Genomic DNA, 9759 nt, shown 5'->3' with positions numbered 1-9759 from the left:
CCACCTACCGCGCCCCGGCCCCCACTCGATCGGGGCCGGGGACGCTTAACCCCAGCGTCGGACCGGTGACCGCTTTCGGCGCGGACCGCATGCCGACCAGCAGGGCGAGCCCGACGCCCGCCGCGATCCCGAAGATGCCGGCGACCCCGAAACCGGCTCGCGCACCGCCGATCTCGATCATCGATCCGCCCAGCACACTGCCGAAGGCGCCGCCCAGCGTCATCGCAGCGCCATGCCAGCCGATCGCCTCCCCACGACCGCCCTCGGGAACGATCCGGCTCAGCTGATCGATCGCCGCGGTGAGCGCAGGGGCGCACAGCAATCCGGCGACGAATCCGGTGATGCCGAGCGTCAGCGGCCCGACGGCGATCGCCATCGGCACCGTCACCACGCCGAGCGCGATCAGCAACACATCGGCCGGAATCGGCCGCCGCAGCGCACCGTAGAGCAGACCGCCGAGCAGCGAGCCCAGCCCCCACACCGCCAGGATCACGCCGAGCCAGCGGTCGGCGCCGAAACCGCGCACCGCCGAGAGGAAGGTGAGTTCGGAGGCCGACACCACGCAGACCGCCGCCGCCGCAATGCCACACAGGGCGACGAAATCGACACGGAACCAGGCGCGCCGGGCCACCAGTCCGGCGCCGTCCGCGGATTCCTCGGAGCGCAGCTTGGGGTTCCACACCCACAGCAGGATCCCGGCGAGCACCATGCACATCTGATTGCCGAGCAGCGCCGCCGTCGTCGACCAGTGCAGCGCCGCCGCCACCCCGAGCACCGGCCCGACCATGAACGCCGCCTCGACCGAGACCGCCTCCAACGCGAGCGCGGGCTGGCGCTGCTGTTCCGTCGTCGCGGCGATGATCGCCAGCCGCACCACACTGAACACCGGGATGTCGTACAGCCCCGAGATCCCCGCGAGCACCAGCAGCGGCAGATACCCGACGAACGGCGCCACCGACCAGCACACGGCCCCGAGCACGATCGCGGGCGCGATGGTCGCCCGCAACCCGAACCGATCCACCAGCCGACCGCGCCACGGCCCACTCGCCGCGACGCAGACGGTCACCACCATCGCGAGCGTCCCCGCCTGCAGGAACGACCCGTGCAACGTCTCCACTACATGCACCGCGAGCAGCACCGCCCCGGCGAAGTGCGGAATCCGCACCAACGCCCCGAGCAACACGATATTGCGCACCGCCCCGATCGCCAGCACATCTCGATAGGCCCGCATCGTCGAAGCGTGACAGCCCACCGACCTGCACCGCCACCGAATTATTCCGCACGCCGCTACCGCGCCAGGGTCCGCACCAGCCGCCTGGCAACCGTCAGATTCGCCAGGGATCGATCAGCGGAGCGTCCTCATCCACAGTCTTCACGGAACCGCAGGAACGCCGGGTATCCGTTCAGCTATCAAGACGTCACCCGACAACGAGTCGCTCGCCGCCGAAGTCTGCGACGACTTCGAGGCGACCACCCAGTGCTTCGATATAGGCGGCCAATGTTCGCAGTTCGCTGACGGTTACATCGGCTCGTTCGATAGCCGACACCCGCTCCTGACGGACGTGCATCTTGGCCGCGACTTCCGCTTGCGTCAACTTCAGCCGCTTGCGCATCTCGGCCAACCGCATCGCGCGGCTGACCGCCACCAGATGTTCAGCACCGGACTCGACCTCCGCCCGCTCAGTGTCGTCAGGAAAGAACTCCTCCAGGAAGCCATTCCGGTCGTAGGAGTGCGTGCTACTCATGCTCCGTACCTCTCTTTCAGGTAGATCGCATATCGAGCCTCGGCTTCAGGGATAGCTGTCCGGTACCAATCCACCCAGTTACCTGCCTTGTCGCCCGCGACCAGCAATACGACATTGCGGCGAGGGTCGAAGATGAACAGGAGCCTGATCTCGCTGTTCCCCGATGATCCCGGCCGCAGTTCCTTCAGGTTATGCAGACGAGAAGTCTTCACTCGATCCACCAACGGACGCCCCAGCGATGGGCCCTCATCGAGCAGCGCCGTCACAGCCTGACCGATGAGTATTGCGGTAGCCCTGTCGGTTTGCCTCATCTGGTGGAGCCAATTTCGTACTTCATCGACCATCTCCAGTCGAAAGCTCATCGGAAGATGGTGCCACAACAGTACACTTACATACTAACAATGTCCAGTATGTCCGGCTGAGGTGAGCCGGTACAGGAACGACGAAGGCCCGCTTCCCAGTGGGAAACGGGCCTTCGTGCAACGATCTCGATGGATCGAGGAGGGACCTTACTTGGCCTTCTCCAGGACCTCGACCAGACGCCAGCGCTTGGTGGCCGACAGCGGACGGGTCTCCATCAGCTGAACGCGGTCGCCGACGCCGGCGATCTCGTTCTCGTCATGCGCCTTCACCTTGGAGGTGGTGCGAATGATCTTGCCGTAGAGCTTGTGCCGGTGACGGTCTTCCAGCTCGACGACGATCGTCTTGTTCATCTTGTCCGAGACGACGTAGCCGCTGCGTACCTTGCGGCTGTTGCGCTCTTCCTGGTTCTCGCTCATGCCGCATCTCCCTTGCCAGCGGGTGCCGTGGCCAGGCCGAGCTCGCGCTCACGCATGACCGTGTAGATGCGCGCGATCTCGTGGCGGACGACGCGCAGACGACGGTTGTTGTCGAGCTGACCCGTCGCCATCTGGAAGCGCAGGTTGAAGAGCTCTTCCTTGCTCTCGCGCAGTTTGGCCACGAGCTCTTCTTCGTTGAGCTCGCGGAGCTCTGCGGCCGGTGTTCCGGTAGCCATCAGAACTGCTCCTCCCTGGTCACGATCCTGCACTTCATCGGGAGCTTGTGCATCGCGCGACGCAGGGCCTCGCGAGCGATCTCCTCATTCGGGTAAGACATCTCGAACATGACCCGACCGGGCTTCACGTTCGCGACCCACCACTCCGGCGAACCCTTACCGGAACCCATGCGGGTCTCGGCAGGCTTCTTGGTGAGCGGGCGGTCGGGGTAGATGTTGATCCAGATCTTGCCGCCACGCTTGATGTGGCGGGTCATCGCGATACGCGCCGACTCGATCTGACGGTTGGTGACGTAGGCGGGCTCGAGAGCCTGGATGCCGTACTCACCGAACGCCACCGCGGTGCCGCCCTTGGACATGCCGGAGCGACTCGGGTGGTGCTGCTTGCGGTGCTTGACCCTACGGGGCATCAGCATGCGTCAGCCCTCCTGACTCTCTGCCGGAGCCTCCGCCACTGCAGTGGCGGCACGCCCGACCTCGGTGCTGGTCGCGGTGGTGCCGGTGGCGCCGGACCGACGAGGGCGGCTCGGACGCTCGCGACGCGGGCGCTCCGGAGCAGCAGCGGCAGCGGTCAGCTCACGACGACCACCGACGATGTCACCCTTGTAGATCCAGACCTTCACGCCGATGCGACCGAAGGTGGTCTTGGCCTCGTAGAGGCCGTAGTCGATGTCCGCGCGCAGCGTGTGCAGCGGGACGCGACCCTCACGGTAGAACTCCGAGCGCGACATTTCGGCGCCACCGAGGCGGCCCGAGCACTGCACGCGGATGCCCTTGACGTTCGGCGAACGCATGGCCGACTGGATGGCCTTACGCATCGCGCGACGGAACGCCACACGGTTGGACAGCTGCTCGGCCACACCCTGAGCAACCAGCTGCGCATCCGACTCGGGGTTCTTGACCTCGAGGATGTTCAGCTGAACCTGCTTCTTGGTGAGCTTCTCCAGCTCGGCGCGGATGCGGTCGGCCTCCGCGCCACGGCGACCGATCACGATGCCGGGACGCGCGGTGTGGATATCCACACGGACGCGATCACGGGTGCGCTCGATCTCGACCTTCGAGATGCCTGCCCGCTCCATGCCGGTGGCGAGGAGCTTGCGGATCTGAACGTCTTCCTTCACGTATTCCGCGTACTGCTTGTCCGCGTACCAACGCGACTTCCAGTCGGTGGTGATACCGAGGCGGAAGCCATGGGGGTTGATTTTCTGTCCCATTTACTTTGCCCCTCCCTTCCGGCGGCTACGAGTGGCGCCGGCGGTGGGCACGCTCTCGACCTCGATGGTGATGTGGCTCGTGCGCTTGCGAATCCGGAACGCGCGGCCCTGGGCCCGCGGCTGGAAACGCTTCATGGTGGCACCCTCGTCGACGAAAGCCGTCGAGATGACCAGGGTGGCCGGGTTGAGGCCGAGATTGTTCTCGGCGTTCGCCGCGGCGCTGGCCACGACCTTGGCAACCGGCTCGCTCGCGGCCTGCGGCGCGAACTTCAGGATCGCCAGGGCGTCCTCGACACGCTTGCCGCGGACCAGGTCCACGACGCGACGCGCCTTCATCGGGGTGACCCGCACGTGCTTAGCGGTAGCGCGGGCAGTCGGGTTCTGAACCGTTTCGGTGTTGGTTTCAGTCATCGCCGCTTGCTCTTCCGGTCGTCCTTGACGTGGCTCTTGAACGTCCTGGTCGGCGCGAACTCACCGAGCTTGTGGCCGACCATGTTGTCCGACACGAACACCGGGACATGCTTGCGACCGTCGTGGACGGCGAAAGTGTGGCCGATGAAATCGGGGATGATGGTCGAGCGACGCGACCAGGTCTTGATGACCTGCTTCGTGCCCTTTTCGTTCTGCACGTCCACCTTCGCGAGGAGGTGGTCGTCGACGAACGGGCCCTTCTTGAGGCTGCGTGGCATTTCTTACCTCCTCCTTAGCGCTTCTTGCCGGTCTTGCGGCGGCGAACGATGAGCTTGTCGCTCGGGCGGTTGGGCTTGCGGGTGCGGCCCTCAGGCTGACCCCACGGGGAGACCGGGTGGCGACCACCGGAGGTCTTACCCTCACCACCACCGTGCGGGTGGTCGACCGGGTTCATGACGACACCACGGACGGTAGGACGACGGCCCTTCCAGCGCATACGGCCGGCCTTGCCCCAGTTGATGTTCGACTGCTCGGCGTTGCCGACCTCGCCGACGGTGGCGCGGCAGCGCACGTCGACACGGCGGATTTCACCGGAGGGCATACGCAGGGTCGCGTACGGCCCTTCCTTGCCCAGCAGCTGAATGCTCATGCCTGCGGCACGGGCCATCTTGGCGCCGCCGCCCGGACGCAGCTCCACGTTGTGGATCGTGGTACCGGTCGGGATGTTGCGCAGCGGCAGGTTGTTGCCCGGCTTGATGTCGGCCGTGGGGCCGGACTCGATCGGGCTGCCCTGCTGGATGCCCTTCGGCGCGATGATGTAGCGCTTCTCGCCGTCGGCGAAGTGCAGCAGAGCGATGTTGGCGGTGCGGTTGGGGTCGTACTCGATGTGAGCGACCTTGGCCGGGATGCCGTCCTTGTCCAGGCGACGGAAGTCGATGACACGGTAGGCACGCTTGTGACCGCCACCGCGGTGACGCGTGGTGATGCGACCGTGCGCGTTACGACCACCGGACTTGGTGAGCGGGCGCAGCAGCGACTTCTCCGGCGTCGACCGGGTGATCTCGGCGAAGTCCGAGACGCTGGAGCCACGACGGCCCGGCGTTGTCGGCTTGTACTTACGGATTGCCATGAGTTCTTCTCTACTTTCTGGATGACCAGCCGCTTACGCGACCGGGCCTCCGAAGATCTCGATGGGCTTGCTGTCGGCCGAGATGGTCACGAGCGCGCGCTTGGTGTCCTTGCGCTTGCCGTAACCGAAGCGGGTCCGCTTGCGCTTGCCCTGACGGTTGGCGGTGTTGACGCTGGTGACCTTGACGCCGAAAACCTTCTCGACGGCGATCTTGATCTGCGTCTTGTTCGAATCCGGGTGCACCAGGAAGGTGTAGGTGCCTTCCTCGATCAGTCCGTAGGACTTCTCCGAGATGACCGGTGCGAGCAGGATGTCGCGGGGGTCGGCGATGGTGCTCACTTGCTCTCCTCCTGGGCCGCCTCGGCGGGACCGTGAACGAACGCGTTCAGGGCCTCGACGCTGAACACCAGTTCGTCGCTGTTGAGGACGTCGTAGGTGTTGAGCTGATCCGGGGCGATCGGCAGCACGTTCTGCAGGTTCGCCACGCTCTTCCACGCGGCGACGTCCTCGCGACCGACGACGACCAGGAACTTCTTGCGGTCCGACAGCTCGGACAGGAAGCTCTTGGCGGCCTTGGTCGACGGGGTCTGACCCGCGACCAGCTCGGTGATCACGTGGATGCGCTCGTTGCGGGCCCGGTCGGACAGGGCGCCACGCAGGGCGGCGGCCTTCATCTTCTTGGGGGTCCGCTGGCTGTAGTCACGCGGCTGCGGGCCGTGGACGGTGCCACCGCCGGCGAACTGCGGCGCACGGGTCGAACCCTGGCGGGCGCGGCCGGTGCCCTTCTGGCGGTACGGCTTCTTGCCACCACCGGAGACCTGACCACGAGTCTTCGTGGCGTGGGTGCCCTGGCGAGCGGCGGCCAGCTGCGCGATGACGACCTGGTGCATCAGCGCGACGTTGGCGGTCACGTCGAAGATCTCCGCGGGGAGTTCGACGGTGCCTTCGGTCTTGCCGCCTGCGGCCTTAACGGTCAGCGTCAGGTTGGCCTTCTTGTCGAGGCTGGTCATGCGTGCGCACCACCCTTCACGGCGCTCTTGACGATCACGACGTTGCCCTTGCGGCCAGGGATGGCACCCTTGACCAGGAGCAGGCCGTTCTCGGCGTCGACCTTGTGAACCGAGAGGTTCTGCGTGGTGACGCGGTCGTTACCCATACGGCCCGACATGCGCATGCCCTTGAACACGCGGCCGGGAGTGGCGCAGCCACCGATGGAGCCCGGGCGACGGTGCACAGCCTGCGCACCGTGCGAGGCGCCCTGGCCCTTGAAGCCGTGACGCTTCATGGTGCCTGCGAAGCCCTTGCCCTTGCTGATACCGGTCACGTCGACGTAGGTGCCCTCTTCGAAGACGTCGGCGGAGAGCTCCTGGCCGACCTCGAAGGTGGAGGCATCCGCGACGCGGATCTCGGTGACGTGGCGGCGCGGGGTGACACCGGCCTTGGCGAACTGGCCGGAAGTCGGCTTGTTCACCTTGCGCGGGTCGATGGCGCCGAAAGCGATCTGCACGGCCGAGTAGCCGTCGCGCTCCACGGTGCGGATCTGGGTGACCACGTTCGGGCCCGCCTTGATGACGGTGACCGGGACGACGCGGTTCTTCTCGTCGAAGACCTGGGTCATGCCGAGCTTGGTGCCCAGGATGCCGGCTGCGGGCCGGTTCTTGTTGTCAGTCATATCTCGAGTCCCCGTCACTGAATGTTGACGTCGACGCTGGCCGGCAGGTCGATGCGCATAAGCGCGTCGACCGTCTTCGGCGTCGGGTCGAGGATGTCGATGAGGCGCTTGTGCGTACGCATCTCGAAGTGTTCGCGCGAGTCCTTGTACTTGTGCGGCGAACGGATGACGCAGTACACGTTCTTCTCGGTGGGCAACGGCACAGGCCCGACCACACGGGCGCCAGTGCGGGTCACCGTCTCCACGATCTTGCGCGCAGACGCGTCGATCGCCTCGTGGTCATAGGCCTTGAGCCTGATGCGGATCTTTTGTCCCGCCACGCTAAGTGTCCTTTTCTCCGCTTTCCTTCGTGGTCACAGGAGCTGGCTCCTGCACCACCCTCATTTGCACAGCCCGAACACACGAAAGACGCCAGAACGCCACCGGGCACCGCCCAGTCCTCGCCGCTGTTCATCTGTCATGGTTCTCCGGTCCACGCGGTCGGGCGTGTCGCCCATTCGCTCATTCTCCGGCCCTGGTCACTTACTCACCACTGGCCGGGAACGTGGTCCCGAACGTATCCACACCGCCGAAGCGGCGGGATACAAACTACTGCTCGCCTCGCTCCACCTCGCCCGCTCCGAAGAGAAGACAATCCTGCGCAAGGCAACCCGAACAGTATGCACCATGCCGACGACGCTCTTCAAATCGGGGGTCATGAGGTATCGATCACGCCCCTATAGGGGCATCTACCTGGACCGCCTCGCCGGCTGGGCTGTGCCGGACCATGGTAGCTGGCGCGACGCTCGCCCTGGTCGGCGGAGGGTTACGCGCTATCTTACTTTTGAGTAAGATAAGGGAATGACACAGGAAACCGCCACGTACCGCGGCTGGAAGAAACTGCCCGACAACCGCATCGGGCACGCGCTGTTCTCGCTCGGCATGGTCGCGCGGGTCCCCTACTTCGGCACGGTGCTGCCGCAGGTGGTGCGGCTCGAGCCCGGCATCTGCGAGGTGACCTCGCCGAAGTGGTTCGGCATCCACAACCATCTGGGCACCTTCCACGCGATCGCGGCCTGCAATCTGGCCGAGGTCGCGATGGGCATGCTCAGCGAGGCCACCGTCCCCACCACCCACCGCTGGATTCCCAAGGCGATGAATGTGCAGTACCTGGCCAAGGCCGAGTCCGGGCTGCGCGCGGTGGCGAAACTGGACGAGATCCCCGACTTCGCGGCGATCACCGAGGGCGTGAACCTGATCGTGCCGGTGTCGATCTACGACAAGGACGGCATCGAGGTCGTCCACGCCGACATCACCACCTGGGTCACGCCGCGCTGACCTGACCTCGCCGGAGACGTCACGCCTCCGGTTGGTTGCGCGCGGGTGCGGGCAGCGGATTGAATGCGGGCGTGAGCGTCGCGCGGGAATTCGATATCTGTGTGGTCGGGTTGGGGCCGACCGGACGGGGGTTGGCGCATCGCGCTGCGGTGGCGGGGTTGCGGGTGGCCGCGGTGGATCCGCGGCCGGAGCGGCTGTTCCCGCCGACGTTCTCGTGCTGGGTGGACGAGCTGCCCGCGTGGTTGCCGGAGAGTGCGATCGCGCAGCGGATCGCGGCGCCGACGGTGTGGACGAAGACCGAGCATCGGATCGAGCGGCCGTACTGCGTGCTGTCCAAGTCGGGGCTGCACGCGGCGCTGGCGCTCGACGACGCGACGGTGTTCGCCGATCGGGCGGTTCGGGTCGAGCAGCACGAGGTGGAGCTCGCGGACGGGACGGTGATCCCGGCGGCGACGGTGTTCGATACGCGGGGTCTGCCGACGCTGGGCAAGCGCAGGGCGGCGTCGGCGCACGGGATCTTCGTCGACGCGGAGACCGCGGCGCCGATGGTCGCCGACGGTGAGGGCCTGCTGCTGGACTGGCGGCCGGAGAACGGCGCTGGGCCGGACGAGCCGCCGTCGTTCCTGTACGCGGTGCCGCTCGGCGACGGGACGGTGATCTTCGAGGAGACCAGCCTCGGCCTGCGCGGCGGAATGCCGCAGCACGAGCTACGCAAGCGGACGCTGAGCAGGCTCGCGGCGCACGGCATCCGGCTCACCGGGGACGAGCCGCACGAGGCCGCGCACTACCCCCTCGACCAGCCGCCGCCGAAGAAGGGCACCGCGGTGGCGGTCCCGTTCGGGTCACGTGGCGGGATGATGCACCCGTGCACCGGCTACTCCGTGGCCGACTCGCTCGCCCTGATCGACACCGCTGTCAGCGCGGTGCGGCAGGGCCGTGATCCGATCGCTGCGCTGTGGCCGTGGCAGGCGCGCGCGGTGTACTGGATGCGGATGCGCGGGCTGTGGGGTCTGGGCAGACTCACCACCGATCAGTCGATCGCGATGTTCGAGGCGTTCTTCACCGAGTCCGAACGCGGTCAGCGGGCGCTGCTGTCGGCGCACGACGACTACACCGCACTCGGCGCCGTCCTGTTCAACACGGTCGCCCACACCTGGCCGTTCCGCTGGCGCTACGACCTCGTCGGCTGGACCAACCGCGATCGCTGGCTCGACTACCCGTTCGCGCCCGCGGACGCGGAACGGCACGTGGGCTGA

Annotated in this window: 16 protein-coding genes; 2 read left to right on the top strand and 14 right to left on the bottom strand. The window is 66.4% G+C overall.

The features are described from left to right. Positions 1-4: 4 nt before the first annotated feature. From ACFWF2_RS15165 to rpsJ, 14 genes are all read right to left on the bottom strand, one after another. Positions 5-1231 carry an MFS transporter gene (locus tag ACFWF2_RS15165; protein WP_379308037.1) on the bottom strand — a complete coding sequence of 409 codons (1227 nt, stop codon included), beginning with the start codon at positions 1229-1231 and terminating at the stop codon, positions 5-7. Positions 1232-1418: 187 nt separating this feature from the next. Next, positions 1419-1745: an XRE family transcriptional regulator gene (locus ACFWF2_RS15160; RefSeq protein ID WP_379308036.1), complete on the bottom strand. Its 327-nt coding sequence runs from the start codon at positions 1743-1745 to the stop codon at positions 1419-1421. Further along, on the bottom strand, positions 1742-2107 hold the full coding sequence (locus ACFWF2_RS15155) for a type II toxin-antitoxin system RelE/ParE family toxin (protein WP_379308035.1): 366 nt from the start codon (positions 2105-2107) through the stop codon (positions 1742-1744). The genes ACFWF2_RS15160 and ACFWF2_RS15155 overlap by 4 nt, the downstream gene beginning before the upstream one ends. Before the next feature lie 147 nt (positions 2108-2254). Continuing rightward, positions 2255-2524 carry a 30S ribosomal protein S17 gene (gene rpsQ, locus ACFWF2_RS15150; protein WP_189030375.1) on the bottom strand — a complete coding sequence of 90 codons (270 nt, stop codon included), beginning with the start codon at positions 2522-2524 and terminating at the stop codon, positions 2255-2257. Further along, positions 2521-2760: a 50S ribosomal protein L29 gene (rpmC, locus tag ACFWF2_RS15145; RefSeq protein WP_019045024.1), complete on the bottom strand. Its 240-nt coding sequence runs from the start codon at positions 2758-2760 to the stop codon at positions 2521-2523. Before rpmC ends, rpsQ begins: the two co-directional genes overlap by 4 nt. Continuing rightward, a complete protein-coding gene (rplP, locus tag ACFWF2_RS15140; protein ID WP_019045023.1) occupies positions 2760-3176 on the bottom strand; it encodes a 50S ribosomal protein L16 in 417 nt (138 codons plus the stop codon). The genes rpmC and rplP overlap by 1 nt, the downstream gene beginning before the upstream one ends. A 3-nt stretch (positions 3177-3179) precedes the next feature. Beyond that, the gene (gene rpsC, locus ACFWF2_RS15135) at positions 3180-3974 is read right to left on the bottom strand and encodes a 30S ribosomal protein S3 (protein WP_067982377.1); all 795 of its coding nucleotides are present in this window, start codon (positions 3972-3974) and stop codon (positions 3180-3182) included. After that, the gene (gene rplV, locus ACFWF2_RS15130) at positions 3975-4385 is read right to left on the bottom strand and encodes a 50S ribosomal protein L22 (RefSeq protein ID WP_189030373.1); all 411 of its coding nucleotides are present in this window, start codon (positions 4383-4385) and stop codon (positions 3975-3977) included. Beyond that, positions 4382-4663: a 30S ribosomal protein S19 gene (gene rpsS, locus ACFWF2_RS15125; protein ID WP_019045020.1), complete on the bottom strand. Its 282-nt coding sequence runs from the start codon at positions 4661-4663 to the stop codon at positions 4382-4384. Before rpsS ends, rplV begins: the two co-directional genes overlap by 4 nt. A gap of 14 nt (positions 4664-4677) precedes the next feature. After that, entirely contained in the window at positions 4678-5514 is an 837-nt protein-coding gene (rplB, locus tag ACFWF2_RS15120; RefSeq protein WP_019045019.1) for a 50S ribosomal protein L2, read from the bottom strand. 33 nt (positions 5515-5547) lie between these two features. Beyond that, complete coding sequence (gene rplW, locus ACFWF2_RS15115; RefSeq protein WP_019045018.1) at positions 5548-5853, bottom strand: 50S ribosomal protein L23; 306 nt, start codon at positions 5851-5853, stop codon at positions 5548-5550. Further along, positions 5850-6524, bottom strand: a complete 675-nt coding sequence (rplD, locus tag ACFWF2_RS15110) for a 50S ribosomal protein L4 (RefSeq protein ID WP_019045017.1) — start codon at positions 6522-6524, stop codon at positions 5850-5852. The genes rplW and rplD overlap by 4 nt, the downstream gene beginning before the upstream one ends. After that, positions 6521-7186, bottom strand: coding sequence for a 50S ribosomal protein L3 (gene rplC / locus ACFWF2_RS15105; RefSeq protein ID WP_019045016.1), 666 nt, complete (start codon positions 7184-7186; stop codon positions 6521-6523). Before rplC ends, rplD begins: the two co-directional genes overlap by 4 nt. Positions 7187-7200: 14 nt before the next feature. Continuing rightward, positions 7201-7506 carry a 30S ribosomal protein S10 gene (gene rpsJ / locus ACFWF2_RS15100; RefSeq protein WP_003938093.1) on the bottom strand — a complete coding sequence of 102 codons (306 nt, stop codon included), beginning with the start codon at positions 7504-7506 and terminating at the stop codon, positions 7201-7203. 520 nt (positions 7507-8026) lie between these two features. Between rpsJ and ACFWF2_RS15095 the strand changes: the two genes are divergently transcribed. Together ACFWF2_RS15095 and ACFWF2_RS15090 are read left to right on the top strand one after the other, a co-directional pair. Continuing rightward, positions 8027-8503: a hotdog fold domain-containing protein gene (locus tag ACFWF2_RS15095; protein WP_379308034.1), complete on the top strand. Its 477-nt coding sequence runs from the start codon at positions 8027-8029 to the stop codon at positions 8501-8503. 71 nt (positions 8504-8574) lie between these two features. Beyond that, positions 8575-9759: a lycopene cyclase family protein gene (locus ACFWF2_RS15090; protein ID WP_379308033.1), complete on the top strand. Its 1185-nt coding sequence runs from the start codon at positions 8575-8577 to the stop codon at positions 9757-9759.

Source organism: Nocardia sp. NPDC060259 (assembly GCF_042728775.1).
Classification (GTDB): Bacteria; Actinomycetota; Actinomycetes; order Mycobacteriales; family Mycobacteriaceae; genus Nocardia.
The sequence above is the reverse complement of the archived record's forward strand: the minus strand, read 5'-3'. Positions and strand labels throughout refer to the sequence as shown.